The 20,715-nt window shown below is 29.1% G+C and carries 17 protein-coding genes; 13 read left to right on the top strand and 4 right to left on the bottom strand.

The features are described from left to right. Window positions 1-15: 15 nt before the first annotated feature. Complete coding sequence (locus AB8B23_RS08050) at window positions 16-564, top strand: hypothetical protein (protein WP_369712315.1); 549 nt, start codon at window positions 16-18, stop codon at window positions 562-564. 107 nt (window positions 565-671) lie between these two features. Here AB8B23_RS08050 and malQ read toward each other — a convergent pair whose 3' ends face one another. Continuing rightward, window positions 672-2,168, bottom strand: a complete 1,497-nt coding sequence (gene malQ / locus AB8B23_RS08045) for a 4-alpha-glucanotransferase (protein WP_369713920.1) — start codon at window positions 2,166-2,168, stop codon at window positions 672-674. 244 nt (window positions 2,169-2,412) lie between these two features. After that, window positions 2,413-2,898, bottom strand: a complete 486-nt coding sequence (locus AB8B23_RS08040) for a DUF5105 domain-containing protein (RefSeq protein ID WP_369712314.1) — start codon at window positions 2,896-2,898, stop codon at window positions 2,413-2,415. A gap of 324 nt (window positions 2,899-3,222) precedes the next feature. Here AB8B23_RS08040 and AB8B23_RS08035 point away from each other — a divergent pair, with 324 nt between their 5' ends. The 6 genes from AB8B23_RS08035 (at window position 3,223) to AB8B23_RS08010 (ending at window position 11,121) form a co-directional block, all read left to right on the top strand. Beyond that, on the top strand, window positions 3,223-4,875 hold the full coding sequence (locus AB8B23_RS08035) for an Hsp70 family protein (protein WP_369712313.1): 1,653 nt from the start codon (window positions 3,223-3,225) through the stop codon (window positions 4,873-4,875). 62 nt (window positions 4,876-4,937) lie between these two features. Then, entirely contained in the window at window positions 4,938-6,662 is a 1,725-nt protein-coding gene (locus AB8B23_RS08030; protein WP_369712312.1) for a hypothetical protein, read from the top strand. Between the two features lie 109 nt (window positions 6,663-6,771). After that, complete coding sequence (locus AB8B23_RS08025) at window positions 6,772-7,359, top strand: restriction endonuclease subunit S (RefSeq protein WP_369712311.1); 588 nt, start codon at window positions 6,772-6,774, stop codon at window positions 7,357-7,359. Further along, window positions 7,349-8,479, top strand: coding sequence for an N-6 DNA methylase (locus AB8B23_RS08020; protein WP_369712310.1), 1,131 nt, complete (start codon window positions 7,349-7,351; stop codon window positions 8,477-8,479). Before AB8B23_RS08025 ends, AB8B23_RS08020 begins: the two co-directional genes overlap by 11 nt. Before the next feature lie 37 nt (window positions 8,480-8,516). Continuing rightward, on the top strand, window positions 8,517-9,308 hold the full coding sequence (locus AB8B23_RS08015; protein WP_369712309.1) for an endonuclease/exonuclease/phosphatase family protein: 792 nt from the start codon (window positions 8,517-8,519) through the stop codon (window positions 9,306-9,308). A 220-nt stretch (window positions 9,309-9,528) separates the two neighbouring features. Beyond that, window positions 9,529-11,121 carry an alpha-glucoside-specific PTS transporter subunit IIBC gene (locus AB8B23_RS08010; RefSeq protein ID WP_369712308.1) on the top strand — a complete coding sequence of 531 codons (1,593 nt, stop codon included), beginning with the start codon at window positions 9,529-9,531 and terminating at the stop codon, window positions 11,119-11,121. Between the two features lie 129 nt (window positions 11,122-11,250). Here the strand turns inward: AB8B23_RS08010 and AB8B23_RS08005 are convergent, their stop codons facing one another. Then, complete coding sequence (locus tag AB8B23_RS08005) at window positions 11,251-11,958, bottom strand: GntR family transcriptional regulator (RefSeq protein WP_369712307.1); 708 nt, start codon at window positions 11,956-11,958, stop codon at window positions 11,251-11,253. Window positions 11,959-12,362: 404 nt separating this feature from the next. Here AB8B23_RS08005 and AB8B23_RS08000 point away from each other — a divergent pair, with 404 nt between their 5' ends. From AB8B23_RS08000 to AB8B23_RS07990, 3 genes are all read left to right on the top strand, one after another. Further along, window positions 12,363-13,685 carry a 6-phospho-alpha-glucosidase gene (locus tag AB8B23_RS08000; RefSeq protein WP_006803672.1) on the top strand — a complete coding sequence of 441 codons (1,323 nt, stop codon included), beginning with the start codon at window positions 12,363-12,365 and terminating at the stop codon, window positions 13,683-13,685. A gap of 124 nt (window positions 13,686-13,809) precedes the next feature. Continuing rightward, window positions 13,810-15,552 (top strand): glycoside hydrolase family 13 protein, encoded by a 1,743-nt coding sequence (locus AB8B23_RS07995; RefSeq protein ID WP_369712306.1) that lies wholly within the window; start codon window positions 13,810-13,812, stop codon window positions 15,550-15,552. A 99-nt stretch (window positions 15,553-15,651) separates the two neighbouring features. Continuing rightward, on the top strand, window positions 15,652-16,323 hold the full coding sequence (locus tag AB8B23_RS07990) for an HAD family hydrolase (protein WP_026746021.1): 672 nt from the start codon (window positions 15,652-15,654) through the stop codon (window positions 16,321-16,323). Window positions 16,324-16,478: 155 nt separating this feature from the next. On the opposite strand, the gene AB8B23_RS07985 is transcribed toward AB8B23_RS07990, so the two are convergent. Beyond that, on the bottom strand, window positions 16,479-17,675 hold the full coding sequence (locus tag AB8B23_RS07985; protein WP_369712305.1) for a replication initiation protein: 1,197 nt from the start codon (window positions 17,673-17,675) through the stop codon (window positions 16,479-16,481). 279 nt (window positions 17,676-17,954) lie between these two features. Between AB8B23_RS07985 and AB8B23_RS07980 the strand changes: the two genes are divergently transcribed. Genes AB8B23_RS07980 through AB8B23_RS07970 form a run of 3 tightly spaced genes read left to right on the top strand, consistent with a single transcriptional unit; the run spans window position 17,955 to window position 20,580 of the window. Next, complete coding sequence (locus tag AB8B23_RS07980; protein ID WP_369712304.1) at window positions 17,955-18,851, top strand: haloacid dehalogenase-like hydrolase; 897 nt, start codon at window positions 17,955-17,957, stop codon at window positions 18,849-18,851. Between the two features lie 51 nt (window positions 18,852-18,902). Next, a complete protein-coding gene (locus tag AB8B23_RS07975; RefSeq protein ID WP_021743195.1) occupies window positions 18,903-19,238 on the top strand; it encodes a PTS sugar transporter subunit IIB in 336 nt (111 codons plus the stop codon). Further along, window positions 19,231-20,580 carry a PTS sugar transporter subunit IIC gene (locus AB8B23_RS07970; RefSeq protein WP_021743196.1) on the top strand — a complete coding sequence of 450 codons (1,350 nt, stop codon included), beginning with the start codon at window positions 19,231-19,233 and terminating at the stop codon, window positions 20,578-20,580. Before AB8B23_RS07975 ends, AB8B23_RS07970 begins: the two co-directional genes overlap by 8 nt. Window positions 20,581-20,715: the final 135 nt, after the last annotated feature.

Raw genomic sequence — 20,715 nt, 5'->3', positions numbered from 1 at the left:
ATTAAAGGAGGAGAAATGAAAAAAATAATATTATTGTTATTCTTAATACTAGGAATTTTATCTTTTTCAAAAGAGAAAAAAGTTTATATGCCAAAAGTGGTTATAACTGTAATGGATGATAATTTCAAAAATCCTATTGCAAGAACTGTAGAGCAAAGCGGAGTGTTAACAAAAGCTCTATCATTAGGAGACATGGTTACTTTTAGATATAAAAGTGATGAGAAGAAATTTGCAGAAAAGTTGATAGAAGAAATTTGGAGAATGAACAAATCTCTTCCAAATAAATTAACTTTTTTGATAGAACAAAACGAAGAAAATACTATGGTTCAGATTTTACAACTGTTAAAAAAATATAGATATAGAGGTAATGCTGAAGTAATCGAACTGTCATATCAAAAGAATGCTAAAATTTTGGAACAGACAAGTAAAAATGGCTGGGAATATAATCAATATTCTGATTTAAAAGATGTGGCAGGAGAAGTGGAAATTGGAGGCGTAAAATACAATAAAAATGAATATGTCGCAACACTTTTTATGCAAAAATATGATAATGTAAAAAGGTAAATTTTTTAATAAGTGTAATAAAAAATAGAGAGTTTTTTGAATAATATTTTCAAATTTCTCTCTATTTTATTTATCATAAATTGTATAATTTCAAAAAAGTTTTCAAATTATCTTGAATAAACTTTTGTTAATTTAGCAATTTTTTCAGCTAATTCATCAGTTAATACACCATCTTTTAATCTCCATTGCCAGTTTCCGCTAGCAACTCCAGGAGTATTGATTCTAGCTTCGCTTCCTAATCCTAAGAAATCTTGAATTGGAGCGATTGCCATGTTTGCAACAGAACTCCATGCACCTCTTATTGCATCCCAATGGATGTTATCGTCAGTTTGTGAGTTTAAATAATCTCTTGCAAATTGTTTATCTTTTTCTTTTGCTTTTGTAAACCATCCGATTAATGTGTCATTATCGTGAGTTCCAGTATAAACTACACAGTTTTTTGTATAAGTATGAGGCAAGTAGTCATTTTCTTCTTCTGAATCAAATGCAAAACCTAAGATTTTCATTCCAGGAAATCCAGTTGCTTCTCTCAAATCAATAACACCTTGTGTCATTAATCCCAAGTCTTCGGCAATAATTGGTAATTCTCCCAATTCTTCCTTTATTTTATTAAATAAGTCAATTCCAGGTCCTTTTACCCATTGACCATTTATTGCAGTATCATCTCCATAAGGAACTGCCCAGTATGCTTCAAATCCTCTGAAATGGTCAATTCTTATGATGTCGCAAGTAGAAAGGTTAGCTCTAACTCTGTCTACCCACCATTTGTAGTTTAACTCTTTTAATTTATCCCAGTCGTATAGAGGATTTCCCCAAAGCTGTCCTGTGGCACTAAAATAATCAGGCGGAACACCAGCTACTTTAACGGGTTTTAGTTCAGGATCGAAAAGGAAAATTTCTGGATTTGCCCATGCGTCAGAACTGTCTACTGCAACGAAGATTGGTATATCTCCAATTATTTTAATTCCATTATCATTAGCATATTTTTTTACATTATTCCATTGATCGAAAAACAGGCATTGAATAAAGTTATTGTATTCAACTTCATCAGCTAATTCCTCTCTGTATTTATTAATAGCGGCTTCTTCTCTAACTTTAATATCGTGCGGCCATTCAGTCCAAGGAAGTCCATTAAAGTGGTTTTTTAAAGATATAAACAAGCTGTAATCATTTAACCAATCGCTATTTTCAGCTTTAAAAGTCTCTAATTTTCTTTTTAAATCATCGTTTCCATTAGCTTTAAAATTTTCAAATGCTTTTCTTAGTAAAGGATATTTTTGATTATAAATAGCACCATAATCAACATATTCCTTATTGTCACCAAAATTAATATCTTTCAAATCTTCCTCTGATAATAAATTTTGCTCAATTAATAAGTCAAAATCAATCAGATATGGATTTCCAGCGAATGTTGAAAAACATTGATAAGGCGAATCACCGTATCCAGTTGGACCTAATGGGAAAATTTGCCATAATTTTTGATTTGCTTTTTTTAAGAAATCCACAAATTTATATGCTTCCTTTCCTAAACTTCCAATTCCATATTTTCCAGGAAGTGAAGTAGGATGTAACAAAATACCAGAACTTCTCTCAAACATTTCTATATCCTCCTTAAAATTATTAATAATCAAATTTTTCTCTTCTCATACTAAATATACTATATTTTATGCCAAAAGTCAACATATACGTAAATGTAAAATTGTTAAAATTTGGAAAAGTATTGTAAGTATTGAAAATAAAGTATTTTTGAAGATTTAATAATTTTTAGTTTTTAAGATTACTTAGGCTTTCTATAAGTTTGTTGAAACCTAGCGTAAGAGCTTCAAGAATTCCTTTGTTTTTTTCATCCTATCCGTCAATTTTCCATTTTCCATTCACTTTTTTTAGAACGACATCTATATTTTTTTCACTAAATTTTAAGTCTTTTGAATTTATTTTTTCTAAAAAGAATTTTACTGTAAATTCTTCGCCCATTTTTGTTATTTCTTCATCGCTTTTTCCTGGATTTGCAGCTTGTATTAATATTCCTTTTTGTAAAAATTCAGGGAAATAAGAACTTAAATCAGGAGATTTTATGTCAAGGTTTATAGTTGCTTTATCGCCTTCTACTTTTGTGCTTTTTACTTTATAGCTTAATTTTTTGTAACCTTCCCTCATAATTTTTGCAGAATCATCATTATCTAGTGTCTCGGAACTGGAATATAATTCCTGTATTTTCTTTTCATCTCCACTTTGAAGAGCTTTTAATGCACTTTCAAGGTCTTTTTGTGGTTGTGGAGTTCCGCAGCTGAATATAAATAGTAACATTGTTAAAATGAGTAATAATTTTTTCATTAATTTCCTCCATGTTAAAGATTTTACGGTAGTCATCATCAATTTTTCAATAAGGAAAAATGGGCATACCTTAAATCATAATAACATTTTTTTAAACTTTGTCGATAAAAATTTGAAATAAAAAAGGCAAATGGAGTACGAATTTTTGACGTTTGAGAAAAAAATTAATGAAATTTAATAGTGAATATGTTATAATTAAGGCGATTATTTAAAGTATTCTTAGTTTTAGGCTATGAAAAATATTGACATTTAAATTAAATTGCTGTAATTTTTATATTTATAGAAAAAATAGTAAAAAAGGATGAAATGAAGGGAGAATTGAAAATGTCAAAATACGTTTTTGGAATTGATTTGGGAACGACTTATTCCTGTATAGCCCGTGTAGATGATACAGCAAGGGCTGAAGTAATTAAAAATAATGATGGAGATAATATAACACCGTCTGTAGTTGAATTTGACGGAGATAACGTGATTGTTGGGGCAGATGCAAAATCTGAGGCAGTTTTAAATCCCGAAAATACAGTAATGCTTGTAAAAACGCTTATGGGAAAGACAGATTTTGCAATTAATTATAATGGAGAAGACAAGACTCCTGAAGAAATATCGGCTTTTATTTTAAGAAAATTGACACAAGATGCTTCAGAACAGCTTGGTGTGGAAGTTAAGGATGTTGTGATAACTTGTCCAGCTTATTTTGGAACAGCAGAACGTACAGCAACTAAAAATGCAGGTAAAATCGCAGGACTTAATGTACTAGAAATCATAAGTGAGCCAACAGCGGCGGCACTATACTATGGATGTGCAAAGGAACAGAATGAAAAGACAATTCTGGTTTATGATTTAGGAGGCGGGACTTTTGACGTTACGATTATGCGTATTAGTTCTGATAAGATTCAGGTTATCTGTTCAGACGGAGATCACGATTTAGGTGGAAAAAACTGGGATGAAGTATTGATAGAATACCTTGCTGACCAATTTGTCAAGAAAATAGGCTATGATATTGAGTTTGATGAATATGCAAAACAGGATTTGCGATTGAAGGCAGAAAAGATAAAAAAACAGCTAACTTCACGAAGTCAGGCTGGAGATTTGCTGGAAGTTATGGGAAACAGGGAAAAAGTCTCTATAACTAGAGATGAATTTGAAGAAATAACTTCTACATTGCTAAATGAAACTTTGAAAAAAACGAAAGAAGTAATTGATGTAGCCAAAAGAAAAGGATATGAAAAAATAGATGAAATACTTCTTGTAGGTGGCTCTACAAGAATGCCACAGATAAAAAGGGCATTGACAGAAAACTTTGGAGGAATAGAAATAAAAATCCTTGAACCAGATGAAGCTGTTGCAAAAGGAGCGGCAATTCATGCTGTAAATGTTTATGTGAATAATCAGAAGAGCCTTGCAGGACAGGATTTTGAATCTGATACGGAAGTAAAGGTAATGGTTAATGGAGATGAAAAGGAATTAAAAGCAAAGGACTATAAGGAAGATTTGACATTTTCTCCTGAAATGATGGGAATAGGTGGAAATACAAGAGAAATTGTTATTGCGACAACAAAGAGCTTTGCAGTAAAAGTTGAAAATAAAGATGGGGTTAAGAGCTGCTTTAATATGATTGTAAAAAATGAGCCTATGCCAAGCGGAATTTTAGAAGTTTCGGGTAATTTTACAACGCTTAATGATAATCAAGAGACAGTAGATATAGAAATTTATGAAAATGACTATATGGATAAGTATTTTGATGTAGATGAGGACTTAAAAATAGGTAATGCGATATTGGAACTGCCTGAAAACCTTCCAGCAGGCTCTTTAGTAGAAATAACTCTTAAACTTAATAAAGAAGGAATTTTGGAAATAAGAGGAAGAGATAAGGCTGGAAACAAGGAAGTAAATGTAAAATTAGAAACAAAAAGTGTAATATCTAAAGAAAAATTAGAAAAATTGACAAATAAATCACGAGGAATTGCAGTACTTTAAAAATATAAGAATAATTTTAGTTGAGAAAAAAATTTGATGTAAAGGAGGAAAAGTAGTAAAAAATGGCAGAAGATAGTCGAATAATAAACAATTGGTACATAATACTTGGGCTTGAATATTATCCAGTTCCTGAAAAAGACGAAAAGAAAATAGAAGCAAGAATAGAAGAAAAAAAGAGATACTGGCTGTCAAAGGAAAGTGACCCTTTTGATGGGAAAAAATACAAAAAATACAGTAATCTCGAAAAAACTGGGATTATAAGGAAAGAAATGCTGAATGAAGTTAGAAGAGAAGAACTGATAAAAGATGCCCAGAAAAAGCTATTCGATCCGATAGATAATTTTCTGAAATATATAAAAAATACAGAGATTAAAGAAGAAATTGTAAAAGAAATTGCCAAAAGAACACAACGACAGGAAAGTCTAGTAATAGAGAGAATAAAAATCAGTGGAAGAAAAATTTTACCTAGTGAATATAACCAAAAATTGTACAAAAATTTTTATGAAAATATTAATAAAAATCAAGATGAATTTTTTGAATTTTTGGTATTTGAAAAATATCTCGAAATTTTAAGTAAAACGAATTTGTACGAATTTTTAGCTTCTGAAGGGCTGGATATAAATACATTGACTCAAAAACAAATTGATGAAAAAAGAAAAAATCTGATAAAGTTTGATAACGAAACTTCTGCCAAGAAAAAATTATACAGTGCATGTGAAATAATATTAAAAAGTGAAGACAAATTAAATAAATATGATGAGTATTTAAAATATCTCCAGTACTTAAAAGTATTAAAAATACTTGATAGAGCGGAACAAATTTACAATTTGACAGATGATAAAATTCCATCTGAAGAATTTATTAACGAAATACAGAAAATTGTTAAAGACAAGGAAGAAGCAAAAAGTATTTTTATAGGATTTTGCAAGGAGAAAAAGATACCATATACTGTCTATAAAAAATCAAGTGGAATGAAAGAATATAAGCAAAATAATAATTCAGGACAGAAAACAGAAAAAGAAGATAGGTATGCTGAAAAATCAGAAAATCTGTGTATAGAAGCATTAAGAGCGATAAAGGCATCTAGATTTGAAGAAGCTCAAAAATACTTAAATGATGCAAAGTTATACTGGCCTGAAAACGATTCGATTGAAGTTCTTGAGGAAAAGTTGCAGGAAACAAGGCAGGTATGGATTGAAAACAAAAAAACAGAAAAAGAATCATTGAAAAAGCGAAAAGTAGTGCATCCAATTAAGAAAAAAAAATCAAATGGACAAAGTCAGAATATAATTATTTTTATAATTATTGCAATAATGTTTTGTGTAATAATTTATTTGATTATGTTAAATACGGAAACATCGCAAAGTACGGCAGTAGATGATGGAAATATAGTTCTGGACGGAAAAGCGGAGAAAACAATCTCGCTTGACAAAAATACGAGTTTTTATGTTACTGATAATAATTTATACTACAACACTAAAAAAGATGAATACTTGGAAAAGGCAGGGATAAAGGGAAGCAGTAGTTCAGGAGATTATGACTTTTTAGTTATCGAAAAATTTCCTAAAAAAAGGTATGACATTCTCTTGAAAAAAGGAGTTAAGGACAGGATATTTAAATTTAGATGCGATGCTAAAATAAAAGTTGCAGGAACGACTTTATTTGTTGAGAATCCTGAAGATATAATGATTTACAGGGATAAAAAACAGATGGAAGAAGATAAGCAGCTTAAAAGTAATGGAGGATGCTTTACAAAATTTAGAAGTGATATTGAAAGTAAAAATTAGTAAATAAAATAAGATTTAAATTAAAATGTTTTATATATATAAAAGGTTATTATATGGTATTCCACATTTTTTTATGGTATAATATTTACAAGGAAAGGGAAGTGAAAATATGAAATTAGGAGATAATGTAGATATAATAGCACCATTAAATGTAAAAACAGCTGATTCGGAAACAGGTTATCTTTTGTTAAATCCGACGCTTGTAAATAATGGTAAGATAGAAAGCTTCGAAAATGCGGAAGTTCCTGAAAGATATAAAAATGGAAAAAATAAAATAAATGAAAAATACTTTGTAAAAAAGAACGATGTGCTGTTTCAGGCAAAAGGGAGTAAAATAGAAGTTGTATATGTTGATAAGGAATATGAAAATGTACTTCCTGCAACACTTTACTTTATCTTGCGGGCAAATGACAAAATAAATCCTAAATATTTGCAATGGCTTTTAAAGACAGAACTGCTGCTACTTTATTTTGAAAAGAAATATAAAACTATGAGTGCTGTCAGAGCTGTAAATAAAACTGATATTGTTGAGCTTGATATAGACTTGCCGGATAGAGAAGAACAGGACAGAATGGTTGAAATAATAACAAGTTTTGAAAAAGAGGAAGAAAATACAAGAGAATATCTGAAAATAAAGAAAAAATATATCGAAGAAAAAATTCTAACGAAAAATAAGGTGATAATAAATGAAGAATAAATTCTTTGAACTTGTAACAGATGAGTTGGAAAACAATAAAAATCAGAAAAAATTACAGATTTTAAAAATGTCTCTGCTTTTATATATTATTTGTGTAAGCAAGGTTGTTTACGAAGAGTTGGAAGATTTAAGAGACGATAATTATTTATTTCTGGAATACTTAAATAATTTGGGATTTGAATATGACTTGAATGGCACGTATTTGGAAAATATGAAAAACTTATCGAGTAGAATAACTATATTTAATGAGATATATGACTTTATAGAAGAACATCCAGATAAACAGGTATTTATTGAAAGCTTGTCAGAAATGGAAATGGAATTAAAATTGAATATTTTAAGAGGAAAATATGCAAAAATTACACAAAACTATATCGATAACGTAATTAATTTGCCAATTACACGTGATGAAAGCGTTAATCAATTATCGCTGGATATTTTAGAAATAAATAATAATGAAATATTATACAGTGTTGATTTTTTTGAAGAAAATAATTTTTATCGTGAAAAAATGAAAGATATTGAAAAAAATACAATTACTGAAATTTTATATTCATTAAAAAATTCGTCTTCTAATAAGGATTCAGCAGTAATTTTGACAAAAAATTTAGATACTAGTAAATTCTTATACAGTTTTTTAAAGGAAAGTAAAAAGGGAATGATAGAAAAAGATGCTTTTTACTTATTAAAAAATGAAGAAATGGAAGATTTTGTAAAATCTGATAAAATAGAATATGTAGTCGCAATTCCTTTTAACAATACGTTAAAAAATCAAGTGATAATATTCAATGAAGAAAAAGAAAACAAAAATAATATATTATTTGTTCAATCACAGCACTTTTTTGAAAAAGGAAGCGAAAAAATAAAGCCTGAAAATTATAAGGAATTAGTTGAAATAATTAAGAAAAAACAGGAAATAAACGGTATTTCAAAGTTAGTTTCCAATGAAACAATATTAAGAAGAAAATGTAACCTGGATATTTTGGGATATGTTTTTAAAACTAAGGAAAAAGTCAATTTAGAAGAATTAAAGCAAAATAGGGACAAAATTTTTGAATTAATGACAATAAACAGAAAAAAATGTGATGACTTAGTAAATAGTTATCTGGAAGAGGAATAAATTTAATAATAAAAATAGATAGAAAGGTTGTAATTTTATGAAATTATTAACAATAAATGTACATGCATGGTTAGAAGAAAATCAAATGGAGAAAATTGATATCTTAGCAAAAGATATAGCTGAAAAGCAATATGATGTAATAGCAATGCAGGAAGTAAATCAGCTTATGAATAATCCTGTAATTTTTGACGATATAAGACAGGAAAACTATGGATGGGTCCTTCTGGAAAAATTACAGGAATACACAGACACTGACTATTATTATCACTGGAGTAACTCACATATTGGATTTAGTAAATATAATGAAGGCGTGGCAATAATAACAAGGCATAAAATCAAAGATGAAGATGAGTTTTACTGTACTTTTGCACAGTCAGTAAGAACAATATCGGCAAGAAGAATAGTTAGTATCACAATTAATTATAATGGACAGGATGTTGAATTTTACAGCTGTCACATGAATTTACCAAATTGTGAAACTGAAGATATGGGAGAAAATTTAAGAAATATTTTGAATAGAACTAAAACTGATAATTTAAAAATATTAATGGGTGATTTTAATACAGATGCCAATGGGAATCCTGAAGATTATCAAAATATTTTAAATCAAGGCTTATTTGATACATATACACTTGCTGAAAAAAAAGACAGCGGTGTGACAGTAGATAAAGGAATACATGGATGGGCTCAAGATAAATCGAAAAAGAGAATAGACTACATATTTTGTACTAAGGAAATCAAAGTAAAAGAAAGCAAAGTTATCTTTAATGGAAAAAATAAAGGTGTAGTGTCGGATCATTTTGGTATAGAAGTGGAAATAGAAATTTAAATTTAAATGAAGAAATAATAATTTTAAAATGAAAGTATAATTCTAAATACAGGTATAATTTCAGTAATAATCGTTGTTTTTTTATACAGCGATTATTTTTTTGCAAAAAAATTTGAAAAAAGATATACGTAAATGTATTGACAATTTAAAAAAGTGTGGTATATTTAAAATAAGGAAAAAATAAATCAAATATATAAAAATTTTTAGGAGGTATTCAACTATGATGAAAAAAATTCAACGATTCGGTGGAGCGATGATGGCACCAGTTCTATTGTTTGCATTCACTGGGATAGTCGTAGGATTGTCTTCTGTATTTACTAATACACAAGTTATGGGAAATATTGCTAACGAAGGGACAATATGGCACAGTTTTTGGTATGTAGTTCAAGAAGGTGCTTGGACTGTATTTAGACAAATGCCGTTATTATTCGCGATAGGGTTACCAATAAGTTTAGCAACAAAAACAAATGCCAGAGCATGTATGGAAACATTTGCATTATACATGACATTTAACTATTTTGTAGCTGCAATATTAAAAGTGTTTTCTGGAGTAGATACAGCTAAAATGGTAGCAGATAAAGTAACAGGATATGCTGCAATAGGTGGAGTTCCAACATTAGACACAAACTTATTTGGTGGTATCTTGATAGCAGCATTAGTAGTATATCTGCATAATAAATATTTTGATCAAAAATTACCTGATTTCTTAGGAGTATTCCAAGGTTCAGTATTTGTATACATGGTAGGATTTGTAGTTATGATTCCTTGTGCATTCTTAACAGTATTAATTTGGCCTAAAGTTCAATTGGGAATTGGTGCAATGCAAGGATTTATGAAAGTTTCAGGAGTATTTGGAGTATGGATTTATACATTCTTAGAAAGAATATTGATTCCAACAGGACTGCATCACTTTGTTTACACGCCATTCATATTCGGACCGGCAGCTGTTCCTAACGGAATCCAAGTTTACTGGGTTGAACATATAAAAGAATTTGCTCAAAGCACACAATCATTGAAATCTTTATTTCCACAAGGTGGATTTGCGTTACATGGAAACTCAAAAATATTTGGTGCAACAGGGATAGCTCTTGCTATGTATGCTACAGCAAAACCTAATAAGAAAAAAGTTGTAGCGGCATTATTAATACCTATAGTATTTACAGCAGTAATCTCAGGTATAACTGAACCATTAGAATTTACGTTTTTGTTTATAGCTCCAGTATTGTTTGCAGTTCACGCATTTTTAGCGGCAACAATGGCAGCAACAATGTATGCTTTTGGAGTAGTTGGAAATATGGGTGGAGGATTACTTGACTTCTTATTCCTAAACTGGGTTCCAATGTTTAAAAATCACTCGGGAACAGTATTTACTCAAATAATAATAGGATTAATATTTACAGTAATATATTTCTTTGTATTTAAGTTCTTAATTCAAAAAATGGATTTGAAAACTCCAGGTAGAGAAGATGAAGATGAAGAAATGAAACTTTATACTAAAGCTGATTATAAAGCTAAACACGGTGAAGGTGGAGCACAAGGTGCAGCAGCCATAGCTGGTGGAGATGAATATGCTCAAAAAGGTGCAATCATTCTTGAAGCATTAGGTGGAAGAGAAAATATCGAAGAACTTAATAACTGTGCAACTAGACTTAGAGTAAGTGTAAAAGATCCAAGTAAATTATCGCCAGATGCAGCATTTAAAGCAGCAGGAGCTCATGGTGTAGTTAGAAAAGGATCAGCTATTCAAGTAATCATCGGATTGTCAGTACCTCAAGTAAGAGAAAGAATTGAAGAAATGATGAAAAAAGGATAAAAATAAAATTTGATAAATAATTAAATTTAAATCTTATAAAAAAATTAAGAAAGAATTTTCAAAAGTCAAAAATTTTAAAGTTTTAAAATATAAGACTTAAGAAAGTTCTTTCTTTTATTTTTAAAATACTTATCTTTTTGCAATGGCACTAAAAGTAAATTTTTCAGGATGATGAATTATTGTTTCATATTGAAACAGTGTCCCATTTGAGAGATATGCATGAGTTTCAATAACTACAACCATATTTATATCCTTTAGTTTAAGATATTTTTGCTCCTCAGGAGTAATTTTTCTAAAACTAATATCTCTACGTGAATAAGCTATTTTTAACTTAAGTTCGTTTTCTAGATACTCATATATTGATCTTTTTGCTATTTCTTCGTTTAGAAAAGGTACGATTCTTCTGTCAAAAAAACTGGTAGAATAATTTAAAATTTCGCCATCTAACGAATTAGTACGTACAACTTTGTAAAAATCAGCGCTTTCAGATACTTGAAATTCCTCCATCAACTTTTCTACTCCTTGAACAATATATAAACTAATTAAGTTAGTTTCAAGATTGATATTTTGAAGTTTGCTAATTTCTTGTACAGTCTGAATGGAAGTTAGAGAGATGTTTTCTAGATTTTTTTTCTCTAGCACAATTGATTTTTTCCCTTTTACTTTTTGTATAAGACCTTCTCTTTCTAACATAGAAAGTGCTTTTCTTACAGTAAGTTTGGAAAAATTATAGTCTATTGCTAAGTCATCTTCTTTTTTTAAAAAATCTCCTGATTTCAGAGTTCCATTTTTAATTTGTTCTTTAATATCGTGATATACTTTTTCATATTTTTTCATTCATTTATATAAACCTTTCATAAAATATTTTGTATATACTTAAATCTTTTGAAAGCTAAATTGAGAAAAATTGAATAAAGTTAAGATTTAAGTAGAATAATTGTAATTTTTGAAATCATAGTTAACCCAATTTGGAGAAAATATGTAAATTAGATACAGATATAACTTAAGTTTTTGGTCACATTTAAATTATACTTACTATAAATATCAATACTACTATTGTAATTATACACTAAATAAGAGTAAATATCAACAAAAATAAAAAAGATTTATATAATTCTTTAAAAATATTCAAAAAGATTTATATAAAAGTGTTGACTTTTTAAAAAAAGTATGTTAATATAATGACGTAAATAAGAAATAAAAATTAATAAAAATAAAAATAGAAATGGAGATGATTATTTATGAAGAAATTTTCAATTGCAGTAGCTGGTGGAGGGAGTACATTTACTCCAGGAATTGTGTTGATGTTACTTGAAAATTTAGATAAATTTCCTATTAGACAAATAAAATTTTATGATAACGATGCAGAAAGACAAGAAGTTATAGCAAAAGCTTGTGACATTATTATAAAGGAAAAAGCGCCTGATATTAACTTTGTTTATACAACAGACCCTGAAACAGCATTTACTGATGTAGACTTTGTTATGGCACATATAAGAGTTGGAAAATATGCAATGCGTGAAAAAGATGAAAAAATACCTTTAAGACATGGAGTATTAGGACAAGAAACTTGCGGACCTGGAGGAATTTCTTACGGAATGCGTTCAATTGGTGGAGTTATCGAGCTAGTTGATTATATGGAAAAATATTCACCAAATGCATGGATGTTGAACTATTCAAACCCTGCAGCAATCGTAGCAGAAGCAACTAGAAGATTACGTCCAAACTCTAAAATATTAAATATTTGTGATATGCCAATCGGAATTGAAATAAGAATGGCTGAAATGCTTGGGCTTAAATCAAGAAAAGATATGGTAATTAGATACTTTGGATTAAATCACTTTGGATGGTGGACAGACATTAGAGATAAAGAAGGAAACGATTTAATGCCTGCATTAAGAGAAAAAGTGGCAAAAATTGGATATAATGTAGAAATTGAAGGAGAAAATACAGAAGCAAGCTGGAATGACACATTCACAAAAGCAAGAGATGTATTTGCAATTGATCCTACAACAATGCCAAACACATACTTAAAATACTACTTCTTCCCTGATTACGTAGTAGAACACTCAGACCCTAATCACACAAGAGCAAATGAAGTAATGGAAGGAAGAGAAAAATTTGTATTTGGAGAATGTAGAGCAATCGCTGAAAAAGGAACAGCAAAAGATAGCAAACTACACGTTGACGATCACGCTTCATATATAGTTGACTTGGCAAGAGCAATCGCTTATGATACAAAAGAAAGAATGTTATTAATAGTAGAAAATGATGGTGCAATCTCAAACTTTGATCCAACTGCAATGGTTGAAGTGCCTTGTATAGTAGGTTCAAATGGACCAGAAAAAATTGTCCAAGGTAAAATCCCTCAATTCCAAAAAGGATTAATGGAACAACAAGTATCAGTTGAAAAATTGGTAGTAGAAGCATGGATTGAAGGTTCATACCAAAAATTATGGCAAGCAATTACATTATCAAGAACTGTACCAAGTGCATCTGTTGCAAAAGCAATATTGGATGACTTAATTGAAGCAAATAAAGATTTCTGGCCAGTGTTGAAATAATTAACAAATATACTTAATTTATAGGATTATCTCAAAAGTTTAAAAATTTATTTACGAATTATTCTTAACTTGTGAGATAATCTTTTTATTGATAATATAAAATAATTCTGAAAAAGGAGAAAATATGGATACAAAAAAACTAGATAAAAAATGGTGGAAAAAAGAAGTTGGATATCAAATATATCCAAGAAGTTTTTATGATAGCAACAATGATGGAATTGGAGATTTGAACGGAATTACTGAAAAATTGGACTATCTAAAAGAACTGGGGATAACTCTTATCTGGATTTGTCCTGTGTATAAGTCGCCAATGGATGACAATGGATACGATATTTCTGATTATTATGATATAAATCCTGAATTTGGAACAAAGGAAGATTTAGAAAGATTAATTGTAGAGGCGGAAAAAAGAGGAATAAAGATAATTTTAGATTTAGTAATTAATCATACTTCTGATGAGCATGAGTGGTTTTTGGAAGCATTAAGAAATCCTGAAAGCAAGTATAGAAATTATTATATTTTTAAAAGAGGAAAAAATGGACTGCCACCAACAAACTGGAGAAGCCATTTTGGAGGTTCTGCTTGGGAAAAGGTTGAAGGAGAAACTGATGAAAATGGGAATGAAATGTATTATTTACATTTATTTTCAAAGAAACAGCCTGATTTAAATTGGGAAAATGCTGAAGTAAGAGAAGAACTTTATAAAATGGTAAATTACTGGCTAGAAAAGGGAATAGCTGGATTCAGAGTAGATGCCATAAATTCAATAAAAAAAGATAAGGATTACTTAGATTTGCCTGTTGATGGAGCAGATGGATTTGCACATAATATAAAGTATACTTTAAATCAGCCGGGAATTGAGGAATTTTTGGGAGAATTGGCACAAGAAACTTTTAAAAAATATAACTGCATGACTGTAGCTGAAACACCTTTGCTGGAATACGAAAGATACAATGATTTTATTGGTGCAGATGGATTTTTTTCAATGATTTTTGATTTTAGTTATTCTGATTTGGATATGGCAAAGGAAGGATTTTATTATTCAGTGCAGGATGTGAAAGTGAAAGAATTAAGAGACAAAATTTTTGAGAGTCAGTTGACACAGCAGAAATATGGATGGGGAGCACCATTTTTGGAAAATCATGACCTACCAAGAAGTTTGAATAAATTTTTAGGGAAAAAAGCAAATGAAATAAATGCAAAATTACTTGCAACATTATTTTTCTTTTTACGCGGGACACCGTTTATTTATCAGGGACAGGAAATAGGAATGGACAATTTTGAGAGAACTGATATAGAACAGTTTGATGATATTGCCAGTAAAGATCAGTATCAACGAGCATTGGGAGAAGGATTTTCGCCTGAAGAAGCACTATATTTTGTAAACAAAAGAAGCCGTGACAATTCAAGAACACCTTTCCAATGGAATAGCAGTAAAAATGCAGGATTTTCAAAAGATGAGAATGTAAAAGCATGGATAGAATTGACTGGAAGTCATAAAAAAGTGAATGCAGAATCTCAAATAAATAATGAAGATTCAATTTTTGCCCATTATAAAAAAATGATTGATTTACGGCAAAATGGAAAATATTCAGATTGTTTGATTTTTGGGGAATTTATTCCAGTAGAATTAGGAAATGATAAAATAATCGCGTATATAAGAAAATATGAAAATCAGAAAGTTCTTTGTATTAATAATTTTTCTGATAAAAAACAGGAAGTGGAATTAAGTAAAATTGCCAAAAATATTGGTAAAAAAGAAATCAAATTAGGAGATATTTTGATTAATAATTATGGGAATATTGAAAATGACGGAAAAGTGTTAGTTCTTGAAGGATATCAAAGTTTATTAGTCCAAATTTTATAATAAAATTTAAGGTAAAACTTTCTGATATAAATTGGAAAAAAATAAAATTGAAAGTAATATTTTAAAATAATCAATATTTTTTGCTTACTTGGAGGAAAAATGAAAATAAAAGGGATATTATTTGATTTTAATGGAACAATGCTTTTTGATAGTGCTTTACAGGAAGATGTATGGAAAAAATTTTTAAGAAGCAAAATTGGTAGGGAAATAACAAATGAAGAAATTCATAAGTATATTCATGGTGGAAATAATAAAACTGTACTTTCATACTTTTTTAACAAAGATTTTTCAAATGAAGAAGTTCAAAAACTAGGAGAAGAAAAGGAAAGCATGTATCGGGATATGTGCCTAAAAGATGAGAAAATGTTCAAATTAGTAAAAGGATTGCCAGAATTTCTTAATAAGTTAAAAGAGGCTGGTATTCCAATTACTATAGCAACAGGTGCTCCGATAAGCAATGTAAAATTTTATTTTGAACATCTAAATTTGGGAAAATGGTTTGATATAAATAAAGTTGTTTATACTGACGGAAGTTTTAAAGGAAAGCCAGAACCAGATATTTTTTTGAAAGCTGCAAAAAATATAAATGTAGATATTGAGAACTGTGCAGTATTTGAAGATGCAATACTTGGAATAGAGGCGGCAAAGAGAGCAAATGCTTCAAAAATTATAGCTGTTTCTTCAACACTCGATACCAATAAATTATCATCAATTGATGGAGTTTCGTATGTTATAAAAGATTTTACGGAAATATCAATAGATAATCTGTAATTTAAAAATAAAAAAAGAAAAAACTGTCTTTTTATTCTTAAAAAAGGAATATTGGACAGTTTTTATTATTTTTATTCTTAATTAATTTAATCAATTAAAGTTTTGTTTAATGTATAATTTTTAGTAATTCCATTTTAAATGGATTGAGTATAATATTAAATTTCCTTTTCTAGTTTAATTTTTTCGATAATATTGCTTGGAAGATATATTTCAATAATGGACTTTTTGCTAGAATAATATTTTACAAAAATTCTAATATATTTATTTGAAAATTCAAAAGAGTCATTATCGTTAAAATAGCTGATAGAATCAATATTTTTTAATTTAAAGTTATACATAAGTTCTTCAATTTTTGGATAATGTCTTTTAATTTTGTTAAGTTTTCTTGTAAGAGTGTAAAATAGGACTATTGGTGATTTAACAGTTTTTGATACATTTACAAAAAGTTTTAGATTGTTTGAAGCTAAATTAAGCATAAGAGCCTTTTTTAAATTCTTTTCAAAATCTTCAGAAAAAGAATTTTTGACATAATCTATATTATCATAGACATATTTATATCCTCTTTTTGACACATAAAGTACAAATAGATGGTAAATTTCCTCAGGATTGGAAATTTTTTCTTTAATAGGTTCCAACATTTTATAAATTTTATTATCAAAAGGCTTGTAGGATTGTTTTGATTTATTTATATAAAAACTTATTGAAGTAATTTTATTCGTTGCTTTTTTGTGTTCTTTTATTTTTTCATATTCAATTGAAAAATCTGTAAAAGTGTTTATATCAAGTATAGCTTTTTTTAAAATATACTTTTCAAAATCAAAAAATCTTTCATATTTATCATTTGCGTTTAGGTAAGTTTTTACTAATGAAACTGGTAGAGTAACTTCGTTCTTATCTTTAAAATTTTTAATAATACTGTTATAAAAACTGAATGAGAAGAAATCATTCATAAAAATAAATTTTTCAATATCAAGAAGAGAGAAAAAATTTTTTTTGAGAGAAAAACAGTTTTTAAATTCTTCAGTAAAAAATATCTGGCAATAGTCAGAATGCAAAATAAAGGATGAAATAATTCCAAAAGAACCTGAAAATTGCATATCTGTAGAAAAAAATATATGTTTTTCCATTAAAGCATTAAAAAATGTTGTAAAATCATGAATTGAAGGAAATTCAAGTATGGGAAGCAGTTCTTCAAATCTAATTTCAGCTTTTTCTAAAAATGAATAATCTGATGCAATTCTAAAGAATAATAATTTAAAAAAGTTTTTTTCATTTTTTGTTATTTTTTTTGAAAATTTAAGATTAATAGTATTTTTTAAATTTGTAAATTTTTCTGAAAAATAAATATCCATTCTATTCTCCTAACTGACGAAAGAAAATTTATAAGTTTCGTTTAATTTTTATATTAAAATTTTTTTATTATAAAGTATTTATAATTAGACGAAAAAGCTAAATAACTATTCGTCTTTCTTTAATTATATCTTAAATTAAAGAAAAAATCAACTAATAAATAATATAAAAAATATTAAATTAATAATTAAAATTTTTTTTGACAAAATGAAAAATGTGGGGTATAACGATAGTGAAAAGCAGAAGAATTTAAAGATAGAGTTAAAATTGGAGGAAAAAAGATGGGAAAAAGATTATTAAGTTGTTTTACTAGTGATTTTAGTAAAATGTCAGGACAAGATTTAAAAAATGCAATTAAAGCAAGTGAAGGAAGAACAGTGCTTTCAGAAAATGTTACAGGAAGAAGAAGCGTTACAGGAGATGTTACAAATAGCGAATTAGCAAGAGCATTTGGAGCAGATCTTATATTATTGAATGGATTAGATGTGTATAATCCTGTTATAGCAGCTTTGCCTGAAAGTGATGAACCAATAAAGCTTTTAAAAAAGCTTACAGGTAGACCAGTAGGTCTGAATCTTGAGCCTGTAGACTTGAATGCGGATATGATGGAGGAAATAGAGATTATTCCTGAAGGAAGAATGTGTTCTGAAGCAACATTAAAAAAAATAGAGGAAATGGGATTTGACTTTGTATGTCTTACAGGAAATCCTGGTACGGGAGTTACAAACAATCGAATTTCAGAAGGAATAAAACAGGCTAAAAAATATTTTAGTGGAATGGTAATCGCAGGGAAAATGCATTCAGCAGGAGTTGATGAACCTGTCGCAAATTTAGATGTTGTAAAAGAATTTATTGAAAGCGGTGCAGATGTTATTATGCTTCCAGCTGTGGGAACAGTACCTGGCTTTACTCAAGATGAAATGATAAAGGCTGTAAGATTTATTAAGGAAAATGGAGCATTATCAATGTCTGCGATAGGAACAAGTCAAGAAAGCTCCACAAGAGAAACAATAAGACAAATAGCAATAATGAATAAAATTGCGGGAGTGGATATTCAGCATATTGGAGATGCTGGATATTCAGGAGTTGCAAATTATGAAAATATAATGGAACTGTCAATCGCCATAAGAGGTGTAAGACATACAATTAGAATGATTGCTGCTTCAAATGATAGATAAAAATAAAAAATATAATAAATTATAAATTATACATAATTGGAGGAGGATTTTATGAAAAGAATATATTTGTTTTGTGCTTTGGGAATGTCTACAAGCTTAGTTGCCAAAAAAATGCAGGATGTGGCAGATAAGCATAGTCTTCCTGTTGAAGTAAAGGCTTTTCCTGACAATAAGATAGATGTTATTGTTGAAGAATTTCATCCAGATATAATATTGCTTGGGCCTCAAGTAAAATTTAAATTTGAAGAAACAGCTTCAAAATATGAGCCAAAGGGAATTCCTGTGGCAGTAATTGACTTGGAAGATTATGGAAAAGTCGATGGAGAACGTATTTTAAAAAGAGCAATAAAAATACTAAAAGAAAAGGCGGTAAAGGAAGATGTTTGATAAATTAGAGAAAATTTTAGGACCTTTGGCTACTAAATTAAGCAGTAATAAAGTTTTAACAGCAATCCGTGATGGATTTTTAGTAGGTACACCGTTAATTATAGTAGCTTCAATATTTTTAGTTATTGGGAATTTTCCAATTCCTGGATATACAGAATTTATTGCAAAATTTTTGGGAAAAGGGTGGGATGGACACCTTGATGCAGTTATCAATTCTACATTTGGTATAATAGCTCTTCTTGGGGTTATTGGTATTGGTTATTATTATGGTAAAGAAAAAGGAATAGAAGGTATTGCAGGAGCTGCAGTTTCATTAGTTGCATTTCTGATTATAAGTCCTCAGACACATCCACTTTTTGTAGATAAGGAAGGTAAAGCTTTTAGCGGATTTGCATCAGGGAATTTAGGAACAAAAGGATTATTTTTAGCAATGATTACAGCATTGGTTTCTGTAACAATATTTACGGCAATTAAAAATAAAGGATGGACAATAAAATTGCCGGATGGTGTGCCACCTGCGGTAATGAATTCATTTGCAGCATTGATTCCAAGTATGTTTGTTATGTTTACATTCTTTATAATAAGACTTGGGTTCTTATTCTTGACAAAAGAAGGATATGCACATGATTTTATTTATAAAGTATTACAGGCACCTTTGATGGGATTTGGTCAAAGCCTTATATTTGAGCCTATTTATCAATTTTTGTCAACATTATTCTGGTTCTTTGGTATAAACGGTCCAGCAGTTACAAATACTATTTTCAATCCCATACATTTAGCATTGACTGCTGAAAACCTAGCTGCATATAATGCACATCAACCTTTGCCTAATATATTCGCAGGACCATTTGGAGACTTCTTCTGTAACTTTGGTGGTGGAGGAAGTACACTATCTCTTGTATTGCTTATGATATTTAAAGGTAAATCAGAACGTATGAAAAAATTAGGTAAATTGTCTATAGTTCCAGGAATCTTTGGTATAAATGAAATGGTTATATTTGGACTTCCAGTTGTATTAAATCCAATTATAGCAGTGCCATTTTTATTGGTTCCACTTGTTAATACGATTTTGTCCACAGCTGCCACTTTGTTAAATATTATACCTCGTACAACAGGAGTTTTATTGCCTTGGACAACACCAATGTTCTTTTCAGGATGGCTGGCTACAGGAAGTATAATTGCGGGACTTTTCCAAATAATACTGGTTATAATTGGATGCCTTATTTACTATCCATTCTTTAAAGTGCTTGATACACAGTACTTGAAAGAAGAAACTCAACCAGTAGAACAAAATGAGAAAGATGATTTAGAAGACATTTCTCTTGATGATATCTCTTTCTAATGTATAAATTTATATTGAATAAGGCTGTTTCAAAATTAATTATAAAATTTGATTTTGGGGCAGTTTTATTTGTTATTAAAGATTATTCAAGATATACTCAAACCTATTTTAATTTAAACTGCTAAAATTATATAA

The sequence above is a fragment of the Leptotrichia sp. HSP-342 genome (assembly GCF_041199995.1).
GTDB classification, from domain to species: domain Bacteria; phylum Fusobacteriota; class Fusobacteriia; order Fusobacteriales; family Leptotrichiaceae; genus Leptotrichia; species Leptotrichia mesophila.
Note: the sequence above shows the minus strand (reverse complement) of the source record. Positions and strands in the feature narration are given on the sequence as shown.